Raw genomic sequence first — 16,672 nt, 5'->3', positions numbered from 1 at the left:
TCTTTTGCCGCCGCTGGTCCGCGCGGCGTCAATTCTTCATGGCGAGCATGCGCTCCAGCGCCGTCTCGATCTGGGCGGCGTCGCGATAGACGCACATCCTGACGAAGGCGGCGGAGGCGTCGCCGAACAGGTAGCCGGGCGCGAGGCCGACGCGCGCCTTTTCGAGGATGTCCGCGCAGAGCCGGCGCGAGTCGCTCTCGCCCTCCATCGCGAAGAAGGCGTACATACCGCCGCGCGGCTTCGTCGGCAGGACGATGCCCGGAATGTGCGAAAGCCTGTCATAGGCGAGGTCGAGGCCGGTCCGGATGCGCGCCTTGATCTCTTCCACCAGCGGCTCGCCCCGGGTGATGGCCGCGGTCGCGCCGGCCTGGATCGGGCCGGCCGTCCCGCTGTTGATATATTGCGTCATCGCGCCGATCTGGTCGGCGACGCCGGAGGGGTGGGTCAGCCAGCCGACGCGCCAGCCGGTCATCGCCCAGGCCTTCGAGAAGCTGTTGACCGACAGCACGCGGTCGCCGTCCTCGGCGACCTGCAGGATCGAAGGCGCGCAGTCGCCGTCGAAATAGAGGCGGTTGTAGACCTCGTCGGAGATGATCCAGACGCCGGTGCGGCGGCTGAACTCGAGCAGCGCCTCCATCTCCGTGCGGCTCGCGGTCCAGCCGGTCGGGTTCGACGGTGTCGACAGGAAGATCGCCCGGGTGCGCGCGTCGCAGGTCGCGAACAGACGGTCGAGGTCGAGCTTCCAGTCGCCGTCGAAATCGAGCGCGAACGGGCGCGGCTCGCCTCCGATCAGGTGGATGGCGTTGTGGATGTTGGGCCATTGCGGCGCCACGTAGACGACGTTGGTGCCGACGTCGACCAGCAGTTCCAGAGCCATGTAGAGCGCCTGCATGCCGCTCGGCGCGACGGTGGTGCGCGTCGTGGGGATGGGCTGCCCGTGCAGGCGCGACTGGTAGGCCGACAGCGCCTCGATCAGCGGGCCGTAGCCGCGCATGTTGGGGATGTAGAAGGTCAGCCCGTCGTCGAACGCCGCCTTGGCGGCGTCGCTTATGAAGGACGGCGTGGCCAGGTCGCCTTCGCCGTACCAGAGCGCGATGACGTCGCCGAGTTCCCTGGCGCGCAGCGCGAGGTTGGCGATGGTTTCGGTATGCAGGTCGCGGATCTGGGCGCGAATGCCGTCGAACGCGTAGCGGGCTTTCGCCGAAGATGACGATTGCGGTGGCAGGAACGACAAGACCGGACCCTTCGCGCACACTCGGGCAACGCTGCGTGCGACGGCCCCCCAAGCCGATGTCCAGGCCACTGTCCCACGCGTTTCGGCCTTCGATGCTATCCGAACCGGAGCGCATTTCAAGGCAAAAGTTTTAAGCTTAAAAAATTAGCGTTACCCCTGCGGCAGGCGCTCGGCAGGCCCGATCGGCCGCCGCCGGCGCGTCCGGGCACTATTTCAGGCTTGAAATATTTCCGACCCGTCGTAGCGTGAGGGCCGGGTCGGGAGGACCAGCATGATCAAGCAGCATCCGCTCAAGGGATCGAACCGCCTGAAGCTCGGCGTCTTTTCGGCAAATGCCGATGGCGGCCTCGCCATCACCGACGTGCCGGAGCGCTGGCAGGCGACCTGGGACGACAACCTGACCGCGGCCCAGGTCGCCGACCGCGCCGGGCTGGAGTTCTTCCTGCCGATCGCCCGCTGGAAGGGGTTCGGCGGCCGGAACCGGGTCCGCGAACATTCCTTCGAGACGTTCACCTGGGCCGCCGGTCTCGCCGCCGCCACCGAGCGCATAGGCCTCTTCATGACCGTGCATGTGCCGCTGGTGCACCCGCTCTACGCGGCCAAGGCGCTCGCCACCGTCGATCACATCAGCCACGGCCGCGCCGGCCTAAACATCGTCTGCGGCTGGAACCCGAAGGAATTCGGCATGTTCGGCACGCCGTTGGTCGAGAAAGGCTACGATCAGGCCGCCGAGTGGATCGACATCGTCGAAAGGCTCTATGCTGCCGACGAACCGATCGACTTCGACGGCGAATACTATCGCCTGAAGGAGGCGGTCAGCCGGCCGGCGAGCCTGCAGGTTCCGCGTCCGGTCACCATGAATGCGGCCTTCGGCGACCCCGGCCGCAACTTCGCCGCCGCGCATTGCGACTATCTGTTCACCACCTTCTCCGAGATCGCCGACGCCGGCCGGCATGTCGCCGACATCGGCGCGCGTGCCGAAAAGGCCGGCCGCACGGTCGGCTGCTACACCGTCGCGCACGTCGTCTGCCGCGAGACGCAGGAAGAGGCGGAGGCCTACTACACGCGCTACGCGGTGACGCTGGCCGACCACGCCGCCGTCGACCAGCACATGGCGGGCAAGAAGGAGTTTTCGCAGTCGCACGACGCGCACGCCTATGACCGCTACCGCCAGCGCTTCGCCGGCGGCGCCGGCACCTATCCGCTGGTCGGCACGCCCGAGAAGATCGCCGAGGACATGGTCGCGATCTCCGCGCAGGGCTACGAGGGGATCGCGCTCTCCTTCGTCAACTACACGCAGGAACTGCCCTTCTTCTGCGACCGCGTGCTGCCGCTGCTGAGGCAGGCGGGGGTGAGGGGGTAGGGTAAGCGGATTATCGTTCCGCCCCCTCCACCGCCTTTGGCGGTCCCCCTCCCCCGTAAACGGGGGAGGATCAAGGTCGCGGATGGCCGCAGCGCCGGTTCCTCCCCAGCGAAGCGGGGGAGGGGGACCACGCGAAGCGTGGTGGAGGGGGCGGATGCGATATGTTGCCTGAGGGTGAGGCTCACTTACTTCGCCGGGCTCGCCAGCGGATTCGTCTTGTCGACCACGAACACGCTGACGGCCTTCGCCGGCACGCTGCCGATGCTCTTAACGTCGTGCTTCGCGCCGGATGGGACGACGTAGGAATCGCCCGCCTTCAGCATTCGGTCCGGCTCTCCCTCGACGCTCATCAGCACCTCGCCTTCCAGCACGTAGCCGGTCTCGATGCCGGGATGCGTGTGCATGCCGGAGGCATGGCCGGGCGCGACTTCGGCGAGCCCCGTCACGGTCCGGTAGCCCTCGGGAAAGTCGATCGCCTGCAGCGGCGTGCGCTTGATGCCTGTCGGCGCTTCCTCGGCCAGCGCCGGCGCGGCCATCAGGGCAAGGCACAGCGTCGCGGCGATCCGCATTGCAGCTGGCTTCGGCATGGTCAGTTCCTTCTGCGGGGGTTCTGTTGCGGGGTCTTGGCCGGCATCTCCGCGTCGGGGCGGCCCGGCCGGTGGCGGTGCGTGGCCGCCTCGCGCACGGCCTGTTCGTAGATGCCGGTCATCAGGTCGAGCGCATGCGCCGCGTCCGGCAGCCGCTTGGCGAGGTCCGGCTGCCGCGCGATCGACGGCACCAGGAGGTCGGCGCGCACGTCGGCATAGCGGTCGCAGACGTCGCGGCCGAGCGCGGTCGCCTCGTAGGTCACGCCGGCGCGTCCGCTGCCGCTCTTCGCCACCAGCCCGCCCTTGATCAGCTTGCGCAGGCTGTACTGGATGTTCGGCACGTCCTGCCGGTTGGCCATGTGCGCGAGGTCGCGCACGCTCTTCGGCCGGTCGTTGGCGCGGATCATGTGCAGCAGCGCGTTTTCCGGTCCGCTCGCCTGGAACTCGACGACCGACGCCAGGCATTCCGCCTGCCAGTGGCCGAACGCCTCGAAACAGCGGATCAGCGCGTATTCCAGGTCGGCGACATCCATCTCCTCGGGCGTGCGCGCCAGGTGCCAGGATCGGTCGAGCGGCTTTTGCGGGCCTGCCTGCCTGTTTTTCATCGGGTTCTCCCCCTCGGCCGGAAACTGCCTCAGCGCCCCGCTTGCGTCCACCTCGATTTTCAAATAGACTTTCTATCATAAAATAAATCTAAAACCGGGGTAACAATCTGGAGGAGAATGCGATGGTTTCGCCACGCAACCGCATGTTCAATCGTGATCAGTTCCTGCTCGGCACGTTCGCGTCCAACTGCTCGGGCGGCATGACCGTCACCAAGCTGCCGGAACGCTGGAACAGTTCCTGGGACAACAACCTGAAGCTCGCAAAGCTGCTCGACGGCGCCGGCATCGACTTCATGCTGCCGATCGCCCGCTGGATCGGCTATGGCGGCGAGACCAACTTCCACGGCAGCGTACTCGAGACGATGACCTGGGCCGCCGGCCTCCTGGCGCACACCAGCGACATCACCGTTTTCGCCACCATCCACACCGCGGCCAACCATCCCGTGGTGGTCGCCAAGCAACTCGCCACCATCGACCAGATCAGTCGCGGCCGCGTCGGCCTCAACATCGTCGCCGGCTGGAACAAGCCGGAATACGAGGCGCTCGGCCTGAAACTGCCGGACGACCATGAGACGCGCTACGGCTACGCGCAGGAATGGTTCGACGTCGTCAAGGCTTTGTGGGGCCGCGACGAGGCCTTCGACTGGGACGGCAAGTTCTTCCAGCTCAAGAACGTGCTCGGCGATCCCAGGCCGTCCGCGCCGCTGCCGATCATCAACGCCGCGGGCTCCGGCCAGGGCCGCGAGTTCGCGGTCAGGAACGCCGACTTCCTGTTCACCCCGGCGATCGACCTTTCGCGCTCGGGCGAGGAGATCGCAGCGCTTAAAGCGCAAGGGAAGGCGGCGGGCCGCGACATCGACGTTCTCACCTTCAGCCATGTGGTGTGCCGCCCGACAGAGAAGGAAGCAAAGGACTACCTGCAGCATTTCGGCCAGGCCAATGCCGACTGGGAAGCCGTCGACAACCTGGTGCGGCTGCAGTTCGCGCATGCGCAGTCCTTCCCGCACGATCTGCTTGCGCTGATCCGCGACCGCATGGCGGCCGGCCATGGCGGCTTCCCGCTGACCGGCACGCCGGAGCAGGTGGCCGAAGGCATTGCGGCGCTGCATGCGGCGGGCTTCCGCGGCACGACGCTGTCCTTCGTCGACTATGTCGAGGAGTTCCCCTATTTCCGCGATCACGTCCTGCCGCTGCTCGAGGAACGCGGCATCCGCGTGCCCGTCGCCGCTGCGGCTGCCGCGGCATAGGCGGCGGCGATGACCGCCGTCTTGCAGGGCCCGACGGTCGACGCCGCCGACTTCCGCGCGGCGATGCGCATGATCGTCGGCAATGTCAGCGTCATCACCGCCGGCGTCGGCGACGACCGCACCGGCCTCGTCGTCATCTCCATGGTGTCGCTGTCGGCCAGCCCGCCGAAAGTGATCGCCTGCGTAAACCGCTCGTCGTCGACATGGCCGGTCATGGAGCGCTACGGCCATTTCGGGGTGTCGTCGCTTGCCGCCGACCACCAGCCGGTGGCCGAGCGCTTTTCGGGCTTCGGCGGTATCAAGGGGCCGGACCGCTACGCCGGCGCCGACTGGTTCACCCTGGAAACCGGCGCGTCGCTGCTCAAGGGCGCGACCGCTGCTTTCGACTGCCGGCTCGACGAGATGATCGACCGCGGCTCCCATTCGATCATCGTCGGGTCGGTCGCGGCGGTGCGCACCAACGATGTCGGCGAGGCGCTGCTCTACTGGCGCGGCGCGTACCGGCCGACGCGGTTCGATAGCTGAAAGAATGAATGGCCGCCTTTCGGCGGCCGTTCAGTTTGCGGACGGCAACGCAATTTCCGTCGTGCCAACCCGAGCATCTGCCAAGTCGGCAGGAATGGCATGTACGCCATTCCTGCCTGACCGTTGGGGCCGGCCGATCCCTGGGACAAGCCTGGGATGCCGGCCCAAGCAGCGATGTTACTTCGCCAGGTCGGCCTTCAGCTTCACCACGTCCTCGGCGCTCATCTCGCCGACGGTCGTCACCGCGCCGTCCTTGATCTGCCAGAGGCGGAACGGGCCGGTGATGTCGCCATACTGGTCGAAGCTGATCGGGCCGATGACGCCTTCGTACTTGATCGGCTTGCCTTCCTTGATCAGCGCGAGCGCCTTGGCAAAGCCGTCCTTGCCGGCCGGGATCGGCTCGCCGTCGGCGGACACGACCTCGGGGATCGCCGCCTTGATCGCAGCGGAATCGCCCTTGCCAGCCTTGGCGATGGCGAGCGCGACGATCGCGCCTGCGTCATAGGAACGGTCGGCGGCCGGCGCGTCCGGCTTGATGCCGCCCGAGAAGGCCTCGTAGGCGCCGTAGAAATAGTCGGTCGAGGCGGTCTTCGAGGTGCCCGACGACGTGCCGTAGGCCTCGTTGAGATACTGCGCGCCGACCGCGTCGATGAACTCCTGCGAGTTCATGCCGTCGTTGAGCAGGAACTTCGCCGCGCCGCCGCCCGAGATCCAGGCGCGGGCGATCGTCGCGCCGTCGACCGGGTAGCTGACGAGGTAGAGCGCCTCCGGCTCGCCGGCCATGGCGGCGCTCGCCTCCGACGAATAGCTCGCCTGCTTCTCGTTGTAGGCGGTCGTCGAGGTGATCGTGCCGCCGAGCTTTTCGAAGGCGGCCGAGAATTCCTTGACCATGTTCACGCCGAAATCGTTGTTGACGTGGATGATGGCGAGCTTCTTCAGGCCCTGGTCGATGGCGTATTTCGCGGCAGCCGTGCCCTGCAGCGCGTCCGAGGTGATGGTGCGGAAGAACACGCCGTTGGTCTTGCCGTCGCGGCCGAGCGCCGTCAGCGTCGGCGAGGACGAGGCGGGCGACACCTGCACCACGCCGGCCGGCGCGGTCACCGACGTCAGGATCGGGATCGACACCGACGAAATGATGCCGCCGATGATGACCGGCACCTTCTTGATGTTGACCAGCTGCGTCGCCTGGTCGACCGCGACGGTGCCCTGGCTCTGGCTGTCGCGCGTGTCGGTCGTCAGCTTGCAGCCGTCGGCGCCGGACGCCTCGTTGAAGTCGCGGAACGCCATCTCGACCGATTTCGCGCCGGCCTGGCCGTAGGCCCCGGCCGGGCCGGTCAGTTCCATCACCACGCCGACGGTGACGTTGCAGTCCTGCGCGGCGGCGGGCAGCGCGAAGGCGGCCGTCGCCAGCAGCGTTGAAGCGAGCAGAAGTTTTTTCATGGTCATTCCCCTTTTGGTTCGACGCTCTCCCCGAGCGGCTTCGGTGTTTCAGGCGATAGAAGCGGGCGGGACGCCGTCTCAGGCGGCTCCCTTGTTGAGGTTGTATTTCATGATCGAGCCGTGCCGCCCGTGGCGGTCGCGCTCGAGCGTGTAGACGTCGCCGTCCAGTTCGCTGGCCTGGGCGAGGACGGCGTCGATTTCGTTGTGGTCCTGCGCCGTCAGCGAGACGCTGGAGATGGCGAGGTTGGAGGCGAGGTGGTCGCGGTTGCGCGCCCCGACGATCGTCGCCGCGACCGCCCTTTTCGGCAGCATCGCGGCGCTGGCGATCGTCGCGATGTCGACGCCGTGGCGGTCGGCGACGCCGCGCAGCGCCCTTAGCAGGGCCTGGAAAAGGTCCCAGCCGCCGAGGTCGTCGATGATCAGCTTGTACTTGATCAGCGAGCGGTTCTCGAAGTCGTGCGGCTCCGGCTGGCCGAGCCAGCGGTCGCCAAGGAAGCCGCCCGCGACCGTGCCGTAGCAGAACAGCCAGATTCCATTCTCGGCCGCCGCTTCGGCCATGCGCTTGGCGGGGCGCTGGTCGAGCAGCGAATACTGCACCTGCATCGATGTCAGCGGCACGCCTGCGCGCACCATGTGCAGCATGCGTTCGGTGTCGAAGTTGGTGGCGCTGACCTTGTGGATCTTGCCGGCCTGCCTGAGCTCTTCCAGCCATTGCGCGGCTTCAAGCCACATCGGCGCGGCATAGTCCCACCAGTGGAACTGCACGAGGTCGAGGCGGTCGAGGTTGAGCCGCCTCAGCGATTGGTCGATGACGCCCTCGACATAGCCCTTGCTGATGGTCCTGAGAACCTCGAGGTCGGGCACGAACTTGGTGTGCACCTTGATACGGGAAAGCGCTTCCTCCCCGCGCAGGTCGCGGTAGCGCAGGCGGAAGCGGCCGATCATCTCCTCCACGCCGGTATAGATGTCGGCGCAGTCGAAGGTGGTGATGCCGGCGTCGGCGAAGGCGATCATGTCCGAAACGGGATCGTCGCTCTTCACGGCGCCGTGGCCCGCGGCCAGCTGCCAGCCGCCGCGGATGACGCGCGAAATCTCGTAGTCGGGCGCGAGCTTGATGCGTTGCATGTCAGTCATCGAGGGGCACCGCGGTGGTTTCCGCATGGCTGAACTTGCGCACCGCCACCCGCGTGATCCTGAGGCGCGAGCCGCAATGCGGGTCGGGACACGCGATCTCGGCGTCGGTGGTCATCCAGTCGTTCTTGTGGGTCTGCCGCTGCTTGGCCGCCAGGAGCGGCAGCGCGGACGCCAGCGAGTAGATCGAGATTCCCTGCCCGGGCGGCAGGTGCAGCATCTCGCCGCGCAGTTCGAAATGGTCGCCCACCTTGGCGCCGCAATAGATCTTCGCGCCCTCGTCGGCGACGACCTCGACGCGCAGGTCGAACAGTTCGAACGTGTCGTCTCGTTTGTCAGCCATAGGCGCGCTCCTTCTCGCCGGCGTCGGCGTCCTCCAGGCCCCGGCGCACCAGGTTGAACGAACGGGTGATGTCGTTGGTCAGGGCCTTGATCGCCTGTTTCCGGTCGCCCCGCTCCAGCGCGTCGATCAGCGCCCAGTGATGGTGCGTGCCGGACATGTCGCGCAGTTCGTCATGGATGCGCGCGGCGGCGCGGACATAGGGTCCGGACTGCAGCCACAGGCTTTCCACGACGGGGATCAGCACCGCCGATCCCGCCGCGCGATAGATGTAGAAATGGAAGGCGTGGTTGAGTTCGGAGGTATGATGCGGCTTGTCGGGATCGTCCGCGGAGAAGGCGGCCTCGCATTCCCGGGTCAGCTGCCGCAGTTTGGCGAAATCCTCGGCGGCAAGCCGGGGCAGCGCCAGCGCGGTCAGTTCGCCCTCGATCAGGCAGCGCGCACGGGCGAGGTCTTCCAGCTTTTCGCGGGTGATGACCGGAACGCGCACCGTGCGGTTGGGCAGCGATTCCAGCGCCTGCTCGGACACCAACCGCCCGAGCGCCTCGCGCACCGGCATGGTGCTCGTCTGCAGCGTCGCGGCCAGGTCCTGGATGCGAAGCGATGCGCCGGCGTCGAACATGCCGTGGATCAGCGAGCGCCTCAGTTCGGCGTAGACCCGGTCGTGCAGGGTCTCGCGACCGACCGGTGACAACGCGCGCCGCGGGGTCACCCGAGGTTCTCCCGCCAGACCGCGAACTCTGCCTTCGACACGCTCATCCAGACCGCCATTTCCTGCTGCCGGCGCCTTGCCGATTTTTGTAGTTGCAAAATTTCCGGCTGTAAAGTTTGATCAAACATCATCGATCAAGAATCGTGGCAAGCGCGATGCAACCCGATCCGGACCTCGCCCATACCCTCGCCACTCCGCCGCTGGAGACCCGTGGCGTGGTCAAGGCGTTCGGCGGGCTGCGCGCCGTCGACGGCATGTCGCTCGCCCTGCAGCGCGGCGAACTGCTCGGCCTCATCGGGCCCAACGGCGCCGGCAAGACGACGCTGTTCAACCTGCTGGCCGGCAGCCTGAAGCCGGATGCCGGCAGCATCCTTGTCGATGGAAAGGACGTGACAAGGGCCGGGCCGGAGACGCGCATCGGCGCCGGCGTCGGCCGCACCTTCCAGATCCCGCGTCCCTTCGCCGAGATGACCGTGCTGGAGAACGTGCTGACCGGCGCGCAGCGCCAGTCCGGCGAGCGCGCCTGGCTGAACCTCGTCAAGCCCGGCCGCGTCGCCGCCGAGGAGCGCGCGGCGGTCGAGAAGGCGAGGGGATTGCTCGACTTCGTCACGCTGTCGAAGCTGGAGCACGAGCCGGCGCGGGTGCTGTCCGGCGGCCAGCGCAAGCTGCTCGAACTCGCCCGCATCCTGATGGCCGACCCCGATACCATCCTGCTCGACGAGCCGGCTGCCGGCGTCAACCCGACGCTGCTCCAGTTCATCGTCGACCGCGTGCTCGAGCTCAATGCGCAGGGCGTCTCGATCCTGCTCATCGAGCACAACATGGACATGGTCGCGCAGCTCTGCTCGCGCGTCGTCGTCATGGCGGGCGGCCGCTTCCTGGCCGAGGGCGCCCCCGACGACGTGGTGCGCGACCCGGCCGTGGTCGATGCCTATCTCGGCGGGGTGGCGTGATGGCCGGCGCGGCGTCCACGGTGCTGTCGACGGAGGCTCTGGTCGCCGGCTATGAGCGCGACCTGCCGATCGTTCGGGGCGTCGACTTCCGCGTCGCCTCAGGAGAACTGGTGCTGATCCTCGGCCCCAACGGCGCCGGCAAGTCGACCTTCGTGAAGGCCATTGCGGGGCTGGTCCCCGTTCATTCCGGCAAGGCGTCGCTGGGCGGTGCCGACATCACCGACGTGCCTGCGCACGAGAAGATCAGGCACGGCCTGGCCTTCGTGCCGCAGACCGAGAACATCTTCGCCACGCTGTCGATCCACGACAACCTGCTGCTCGCCGCCGACATCCTGCCGAAGGAAAAGCGCAGCGAGCGGATCGCGGCGCTCTACGCCATGTTCCCTGACCTCGCGGGGCGGCCCTCGCGCCGCGCCGGCGCGCTGTCGGGCGGCCAGCGCCAGATGCTCGCCGTCGCCCGCGCGCTGATCGTCGAGCCGAGCGTGCTGATCCTCGACGAGCCGAGCGCCGGCCTGTCGCCGAAGATCGTCTCGGAGGTGTTTGCCCGCCTGAAGGAGATCAACGCGAAAGGCGTGACCATCGTCCTGGTCGAGCAGAACGTGAAGGCGGCGCTGGCGATCGCCGACCGTGCGGTGATCCTCGTCGAGGGCAAGGTCGCGCATGAAGGGACCGCCGCCGGCCTCGCCGACGATCCGCTGGTCGGTGAGCTCTATCTCGGCGCTCGGCGCCACGCGACGGTGGCGCCATGAACCCGCAGGCGCTGATGGACGGGCTGGTCGCCGGCTCGATGATCGGGCTCGGCGCGGTCGGCGTCACGCTCACCTACTCGATCCTGCGCTTCGCCAATTTCGCGCATGGCGAATTCATCTCCTGGGGTGCCTATTTCGCTCTGGTCGTGGCCGGCGCGCTCGGCATGCTGTTCGGCGGCTTGGCTACGCCGATCGGGCCCTTCTCCTTCGGCTGGGCGCTGGTTCTGGCCACGCTGGTCGCGGTCGCGCTGAACGGCGGGCTCGCGCTTCTGGTCGACGCGCTGCTGTTCGGCCGCCTGCGCTCCAGCAGGAGCTCGGTCATCATCATGGTCATGGCGAGCTTCGGCGCCGCGCTGACCCTGCGCTCGCTGCTCGAGTTCATCTTCACCTCTCAGCCGCTCTACTTCTCCAAGGCGCTGCAGATCGCCATGCCGCTCGGCTTCGGCATCCGCGCCACGCCCGACCAGTTGCTGTCGCTCGGCGTCGCCGCTGCGCTCGTCGTCGCTGTCCACCTGCTTTTGTCGCGCACCGCGATCGGCCGCGCCATGCGCGCCGTCAGCGAGAACCCGCAGCTTGCCGGCGTCGCCGGCGTCGAGGTGCGCCGCGTCGTCCGCATCGTCTGGCTTCTGGGCGCAGCCCTTGCCTGCATCGCCGGTGTCAGCGCCGGGCTGATCGTCCAGATCAGGCCGCAGATGGGCCACGACCTGCTCCTGCCGCTGTTCGCCGCCGCCATCCTCGGCGGCATCGGCTCGGTGCCCGGCGCGATGGTCGCCGGCCTGGTCGTTGGTCTGGCTGAAGCCTTCGCCGTTCAGCTCGTCGGGGCGGAATGGCGCGCGGCCATCGCCTTCGTCATCCTCGTCCTGGTGCTGCTCCTGCGCCCGCAGGGCCTCTTCGGGAGGGTCGAATGAGCGTTGAGCTTGTCAGCTACGGCGCGTTTTTCCTGACCATGGCGCTGACCTACGCCATCATCTGCCTCGGCCTCAACGTGCAGTGGGGACAGACCGGGCTGTTCAACGTCGGCATCGCCGGCTTCGTGGCGGTCGGCGCGTATGTTTCGGCGCTGCTCACCACGCCTGACGACCCCAACCGCCTCGGCGGTTTCGGCCTGCCCATCGTGGCCGGCTGGGTCGGCGGTGCCATCGCCACCGGCTTCGTTTCCTTCCTGGTCGGCGCGCTCACGATCAGGCTGCGCGCCGACTATCTCGCCATCGCCACGTTCGGCGTGGCCGTCGTGGTGCAGCTTGTCGCGCTGAACCTGGAGCCGGTCACCGGCGGCCCGTTCGGCATCGGCTTCATCCCGCGCCCCTTCGCCGACCATGCCGGCGATCCGCTGTTCTTCAGCCTCGCCAATCTGGGCGTGCTGGTCGCCATCGTGCTGATGCTCTACCTCGTGCTGGAGCGGCTGGCCCGCAGCCCGTGGGGCCGGGTGCTGCGGGCGATCCGCGAGGACGAGCAGGCGGCGCTGGCGCTGGGCAAGAACGCGACGAGGTTCCGCCTGCAGGCCTTCGCCATCGGCGGCGGCATCATGGGGCTGGCGGGCGCCGTGCAGGCGCATTTCATCGGCTTCATCGCGCCGGACAACTACGTGCCCATGCTGACCTTCCAGGTCTGGGCCATGCTGATCGTCGGCGGCTCGGGCAACAACAAGGGCGCGATCCTCGGCGCGATCCTCGTCTGGGGCATCTGGGCGGCCTCGGCCGGCGCGGTTTCAGAACTCTTCCCGCCCGGCCAGCAGGCACGGGCGGCCGCGCTGCAGATCGTCATGATCGGCGTCGCGCTCTGCGCCATCCTGCTTCTGCGCCCGCGCGGCATCCTGGGCGAGGAGCGCGTCGTCTCCCGCCATGTCGGCCCGCGCGCCCAACCCGATGCAAAGGCTCCTGATGCCCCGAAGTCCTGACCGCACGACAATCGCCGAAAATCTCTCGATCAGCCGGCTCGTCTGCGGCCTCTGGCAGGTCGCCGACATCGAGAAGTCCGGCGAGATCATCGATCCCGAGCGCGGCGCCGATGCGCTCGAAGGCTACGCGGGCGCGGGTTTCGACACTTTCGACATGGCCGACCACTACGGCAGCGCCGAAATCATCACGGGACGGCTGCTGGCGCGTTATCCGGCCGGGCAAAAGCCGCTCGCCTTCACCAAATGGTGCCCCGAACCGGGGCCGATGACGGCGGAGATCGTGCGCAAGGGTGTGCAGGAGCGGCTCGACCGTCTCGGCGTCGAGAAGGTCGACCTCCTGCAGTTCCACTGGTGGACCTTCGAGCATCCGGCCTGGCTGGATGCCCTGCACGAAATGGCGAGGCTGAAGGAAGAGGGGCTGATCGGCGCCATCGGCGTCACCAATTTCGATGCCGCGCATCTGCGCGTGGCGCTCGCCGACGGCGTTCCGCTCGCTACCAACCAGGTTTCGTTCTCGCTTGTCGACCGCCGGGCCGCGGGCGAGCTTTCCGCCCTTTGCGCGGAAAAGGGCGTGAAGCTGCTCGCCTATGGCACGCTCTGCGGCGGCTTCCTTTCCGAAAAATGGCTGGACCGGCCGGAGCCGACCGAAATTCACGACTGGAGCCGCTCGAAATACAAGCGCTTCATCGACGTCGCCGGCGGCTGGCAGGCCTTCCAGGGCATTCTTGCCGCGGCCGCGGGGATCGGGCGCAAGCATGGCGTTTCGCTCTCCAACGTGGCGTCGCGCTGGGTGCTGGAGCACGAAGCGGTGGCGGCGACCATCATCGGCGCGCGGCTCGGCGAAAGCGAACATCGCGACGACAACCTGAAGGTCTTCGGCTTCGCGCTCGACGCCGAGGATCGCTCGCTGCTCGACGCGGCTTTTGCCGCGACGAAGCCTGTTCCAGGCGATTGCGGCGACGAATACCGCAAGCCGCCCTATCTCACGGCGTCGGGCGACCTCAGCCACCATCTCGACGCCATTCCCTCGGTGTTCAGTGCGACGCCGGTGCCCGGCCGTCCCGGGCGCCTGCGGGTGTCGTCGGGCAGCGTGTGGGAGCCGGTCGCGGGCTTCAGCCGCGCCGTTCGCGTCAGGGACACGATCCGCGTGTCGGGCACCACTGCCACCCACGGCGCCGATCGCTGCGTTGCGCCCGGCGATCCCGCCGCCCAGACGACCTACATCCTCGACAAGATCGCCGCGTCGATTTCGGCGCTCGGGGGGCGGCTCGAAGACGTCGTCAGGACGCGCATCTACCTGAAGGACGCCGCCAGGTGGGAGCCGGCGTCGCGCGCGCACGGCCGCGTGTTCGGCGGGATCATGCCCGCCAACACGATGATCCAGGCCGGCGACCTGATCGGCGACTACGAAGTCGAGATCGAGGCCGAAGCGGTGGTGGACGAGCCTGCTTCCTGGACGGGACAGGACTTCTCGACCCCGCAACGATAGGGGCGACTACTGCTACCGCCCGGCAACGAACATCGGCCCGCCCTTGTGGGCGGGGAAGCCGTAGCCGTTGATCAGCACGAGATCGATGTCGCTGGCCCGCTGGGCGATGCCGTTTGCAAGCAGCCTGTCGCCCTCGGCTGCCATCGCCCCGAGCAGGCGCGCCACGATTTCGTCGGCATCGATGCTGCGCGGCGAAATCCCCTTCTTCGCCCGCGCCGCCTCGATCAGCGCGGTCACCTCAGGGTCGACCGTGCGCTTGCCGTCGGGATAGGCATACCAGCCGCGGCCGGCCTTCTGGCCGAAGCGGCCGGCTTCGCAGAGCCGGTCGGCTATCTCGACGTAGCGCTCGCCGGGGTCGCGCGTCGCCGCCTGGCGCTTGCGCCGCGCCCAGGCGATCTCCAGCCCGGCAAGGTCGAACACCGCGAAGGGTCCCATCGCGAAACCGTAGCCCTGCATCGCCGCGTCGATCTCTTCGGGCAGCGCGCCGTCTTCGAGCAGGAATTCGGCCTCGCGGCGATAGGCCGAAAAGATGCTGTTGCCGATGAAGCCTTCGGTGACGCCGGAGACAACCGGCAGCTTGCCGAGCCTCTTGGCGACGGCCCACGCGGTCGCCAGCACGTCGGGCGCCGTCTTCGCGCAGTTCACTACCTCTATGAGCCGCATCACGTTGGCCGGCGAGAAGAAATGCAGGCCGACGACGCGTTCCGGCCGCGCGGTTTGCGCGGCGAGCGCGTCGGGATCGAGATAGCTGGTGTTGGTGGCGAGCACCGCGTCTGGCCGCACGATGCCGTCGAGCATCCGGAAAAGCGCCGTCTTCACGGCGAGATCGTCGAACACCGCCTCGATGACGAGATCGGCGTCCGCCAGGTCGGCCATGCTGTCCGACGTGCTGAGCCGCGCCAGCCGCTGTTCGCGCCCGGCGGCGTCAAGCCGACCGGAGGCGACATTGCGATCGAGCAGGGCGGCAATGCGGTCACGGCCTTTGGCTGCGGCCTCCGCGGTCATGTCGACGCCGGTCACCGCGTAGCCTGCGTCGAGCGCGGCGACCGCGATGCCGGACCCCATCAGGCCGAGCCCGACGACGCCGATCGTCTGGACCGGCCGCGGCTCCACGCCGTCCAGCCCCTCTATCTTCGCGGCGGCGCGTTCGGCGAAGAAGACATGGCGCAGCGCCTTCGACTGGTCGGAATCGCGCAGGCGCAGGAACGTCGCCCGTTCGTCGGCCAGCCCCTCGGCCAGTGCACGTCCTGCCGCCGCGCGCACCAGCCGCAATGCTTCAGCCGGCGCTTCCTGCCCGCGCGCACGCGCCAGCACCTTGGCGGCCATCGTCTCGACCGCTCCGCCGTCCGCTGCCGGCACAGGCAGGTCGCCGGTGCGGCGCGGCGGCGTGCCGGCAAGTCTGCGCGCGGCCGCAACTGCCGTCGCGACTAGGTCGTCGCCAGCCACCTCGTCGACGATGCCGAGCGCCTGCGCCTCGTTTGCGCCGACCATGCGGCCGGTCGCCGCCATCTCCGCGGCTGCGACCACACCGGCAAGGCGAGGCAGGCGCTGCGTGCCGCCTGCGCCGGGCACCAGTCCGAGCTTGACCTCGGGCAGGGCGAGTTTCGCAACGGGCGCTGCGACGCGGTGGTGGCAGCCGAGCGCGATCTCCAGCCCGCCGCCCAGCGCCGCGCCGTTGATCGCGGCGACCACCGGCTTGTCGCTCGCCTCGATACGGCCGATCAGGTCCGGCAGCAGCGGACTGGCCATCGGCTTGCCGAACTCGCGGATGTCGGCGCCGCCGACGAAGGTCTTCCCCGCGCCGGTGATGACGACGCCTTCGATGTCGGGCGCGGCCGCCGCATGGTCGATCGCAGCCAGGAGCCCCTGCCGCATGTCGGCCGACGCCGCGTTGACAGGCGGATTGTCGATCGTCGCGACCAGCACGCCGTCGACGACGCTGCCGGTCACGCTTTCCGAAAAAGTCAGCTTCACGTTGTTCTCCCGCGCTCCGCGCGTCAGTCCGGCACGACTGCGATGGCCTGGATCTCGACCTTGGCGCGATCCTCGACCAGCGCCGTCACCTCGACCGCCGCCATCGCCGGAAAATGCTTGCCGATCACGTCGCGGTAGGCCTGGCCGAGCCCCTTGAGGTTGGCGAGGTACTCCTGCTTGGAGGTGAAGTACCAGGTCATGGTGGTGATGTGCTGGGGCCCTGCGCCGGCCTCGGCGAGGATGGCGACGATGTTTTCCAGCGTCTGCCGGACCTGGCCGGCGAAGTCGTCGGTTTCCCACTGCTGCTGGCCATTCCAGCCGACCTGGCCGCCAACGAACACCAGTCGTCCGCGCGCCGCGACGCCGTTCGCATAGCCGATCGGCTTGGCCCATCCCTCCGGCTGCAGGATCTCGTTCATCAAGTCC

17 protein-coding genes are annotated in these 16,672 nt (G+C 68.1%); 8 read left to right on the top strand and 9 right to left on the bottom strand.

What is annotated here, in order from left to right; genetic code table 11:
- Window positions 1-28: 28 nt before the first annotated feature.
- Entirely contained in the window at window positions 29-1,234 is a 1,206-nt protein-coding gene (locus tag ABUE31_RS16580; protein WP_367724787.1) for a pyridoxal phosphate-dependent aminotransferase, read from the bottom strand.
- A gap of 271 nt (window positions 1,235-1,505) precedes the next feature.
- Here ABUE31_RS16580 and ABUE31_RS16575 point away from each other — a divergent pair, with 271 nt between their 5' ends.
- Window positions 1,506-2,597 (top strand): LLM class flavin-dependent oxidoreductase, encoded by a 1,092-nt coding sequence (locus ABUE31_RS16575; protein ID WP_367724786.1) that lies wholly within the window; start codon window positions 1,506-1,508, stop codon window positions 2,595-2,597.
- A 185-nt stretch (window positions 2,598-2,782) separates the two neighbouring features.
- Here ABUE31_RS16575 and ABUE31_RS16570 read toward each other — a convergent pair whose 3' ends face one another.
- Window positions 2,783-3,184, bottom strand: a complete 402-nt coding sequence (locus ABUE31_RS16570; RefSeq protein WP_437344138.1) for a cupin domain-containing protein — start codon at window positions 3,182-3,184, stop codon at window positions 2,783-2,785.
- 2 nt (window positions 3,185-3,186) lie between these two features.
- Window positions 3,187-3,789: a winged helix DNA-binding protein gene (locus tag ABUE31_RS16565; RefSeq protein WP_367724785.1), complete on the bottom strand. Its 603-nt coding sequence runs from the start codon at window positions 3,787-3,789 to the stop codon at window positions 3,187-3,189.
- A gap of 122 nt (window positions 3,790-3,911) precedes the next feature.
- Here ABUE31_RS16565 and ABUE31_RS16560 point away from each other — a divergent pair, with 122 nt between their 5' ends.
- Together ABUE31_RS16560 and ABUE31_RS16555 are read left to right on the top strand one after the other, a co-directional pair.
- Complete coding sequence (locus ABUE31_RS16560) at window positions 3,912-5,036, top strand: LLM class flavin-dependent oxidoreductase (protein ID WP_367724784.1); 1,125 nt, start codon at window positions 3,912-3,914, stop codon at window positions 5,034-5,036.
- Window positions 5,037-5,045: 9 nt separating this feature from the next.
- Window positions 5,046-5,561 (top strand): flavin reductase family protein, encoded by a 516-nt coding sequence (locus ABUE31_RS16555; protein WP_367724783.1) that lies wholly within the window; start codon window positions 5,046-5,048, stop codon window positions 5,559-5,561.
- A 177-nt stretch (window positions 5,562-5,738) separates the two neighbouring features.
- On the opposite strand, the gene ABUE31_RS16550 is transcribed toward ABUE31_RS16555, so the two are convergent.
- The 4 genes from ABUE31_RS16550 to ABUE31_RS16535 all read right to left on the bottom strand — a co-directional run bounded on the left by ABUE31_RS16550 (window position 5,739) and on the right by ABUE31_RS16535 (window position 9,184).
- Window positions 5,739-7,001, bottom strand: a complete 1,263-nt coding sequence (locus ABUE31_RS16550; RefSeq protein WP_367724782.1) for an ABC transporter substrate-binding protein — start codon at window positions 6,999-7,001, stop codon at window positions 5,739-5,741.
- A 78-nt stretch (window positions 7,002-7,079) separates the two neighbouring features.
- The gene (locus ABUE31_RS16545) at window positions 7,080-8,126 is read right to left on the bottom strand and encodes an aldo/keto reductase (protein ID WP_367725034.1); all 1,047 of its coding nucleotides are present in this window, start codon (window positions 8,124-8,126) and stop codon (window positions 7,080-7,082) included.
- Window position 8,127: 1 nt separating this feature from the next.
- Window positions 8,128-8,475 carry a TIGR04076 family protein gene (locus tag ABUE31_RS16540; protein WP_367724781.1) on the bottom strand — a complete coding sequence of 116 codons (348 nt, stop codon included), beginning with the start codon at window positions 8,473-8,475 and terminating at the stop codon, window positions 8,128-8,130.
- Window positions 8,468-9,184, bottom strand: coding sequence for a GntR family transcriptional regulator (locus tag ABUE31_RS16535; RefSeq protein WP_367724780.1), 717 nt, complete (start codon window positions 9,182-9,184; stop codon window positions 8,468-8,470). Before ABUE31_RS16535 ends, ABUE31_RS16540 begins: the two co-directional genes overlap by 8 nt.
- 155 nt (window positions 9,185-9,339) lie before the next feature.
- Between ABUE31_RS16535 and ABUE31_RS16530 the strand changes: the two genes are divergently transcribed.
- Genes ABUE31_RS16530 through ABUE31_RS16510 form a run of 5 tightly spaced genes read left to right on the top strand, consistent with a single transcriptional unit; the run spans window position 9,340 to window position 14,272 of the window.
- The gene (locus tag ABUE31_RS16530; RefSeq protein ID WP_367724779.1) at window positions 9,340-10,137 is read left to right on the top strand and encodes an ABC transporter ATP-binding protein; all 798 of its coding nucleotides are present in this window, start codon (window positions 9,340-9,342) and stop codon (window positions 10,135-10,137) included.
- Complete coding sequence (locus ABUE31_RS16525) at window positions 10,137-10,886, top strand: ABC transporter ATP-binding protein (protein ID WP_367724778.1); 750 nt, start codon at window positions 10,137-10,139, stop codon at window positions 10,884-10,886. The genes ABUE31_RS16530 and ABUE31_RS16525 overlap by 1 nt, the downstream gene beginning before the upstream one ends.
- A complete protein-coding gene (locus ABUE31_RS16520; protein ID WP_367724777.1) occupies window positions 10,883-11,794 on the top strand; it encodes a branched-chain amino acid ABC transporter permease in 912 nt (303 codons plus the stop codon). Before ABUE31_RS16525 ends, ABUE31_RS16520 begins: the two co-directional genes overlap by 4 nt.
- Complete coding sequence (locus tag ABUE31_RS16515; protein WP_367724776.1) at window positions 11,791-12,783, top strand: branched-chain amino acid ABC transporter permease; 993 nt, start codon at window positions 11,791-11,793, stop codon at window positions 12,781-12,783. Before ABUE31_RS16520 ends, ABUE31_RS16515 begins: the two co-directional genes overlap by 4 nt.
- Window positions 12,767-14,272, top strand: coding sequence for an aldo/keto reductase (locus ABUE31_RS16510; protein ID WP_367724774.1), 1,506 nt, complete (start codon window positions 12,767-12,769; stop codon window positions 14,270-14,272). Before ABUE31_RS16515 ends, ABUE31_RS16510 begins: the two co-directional genes overlap by 17 nt.
- A gap of 12 nt (window positions 14,273-14,284) precedes the next feature.
- Here ABUE31_RS16510 and ABUE31_RS16505 read toward each other — a convergent pair whose 3' ends face one another.
- Both ABUE31_RS16505 and ABUE31_RS16500 read right to left on the bottom strand, forming a co-directional pair.
- A complete protein-coding gene (locus ABUE31_RS16505) occupies window positions 14,285-16,246 on the bottom strand; it encodes a 3-hydroxyacyl-CoA dehydrogenase NAD-binding domain-containing protein (RefSeq protein WP_367724773.1) in 1,962 nt (653 codons plus the stop codon).
- A 23-nt stretch (window positions 16,247-16,269) separates the two neighbouring features.
- Window positions 16,270-16,665, bottom strand: a complete 396-nt coding sequence (locus ABUE31_RS16500; RefSeq protein WP_367724772.1) for a RidA family protein — start codon at window positions 16,663-16,665, stop codon at window positions 16,270-16,272.
- Window positions 16,666-16,672 lie beyond the last annotated feature (7 nt).

This window comes from Mesorhizobium marinum (genome assembly GCF_040813675.1).
Taxonomy (GTDB): domain Bacteria; phylum Pseudomonadota; class Alphaproteobacteria; order Rhizobiales; family Rhizobiaceae; genus Mesorhizobium_K; species Mesorhizobium_K marinum.
The sequence above is the reverse complement of the archived record's forward strand: the minus strand, read 5'-3'. Positions and strand labels throughout refer to the sequence as shown.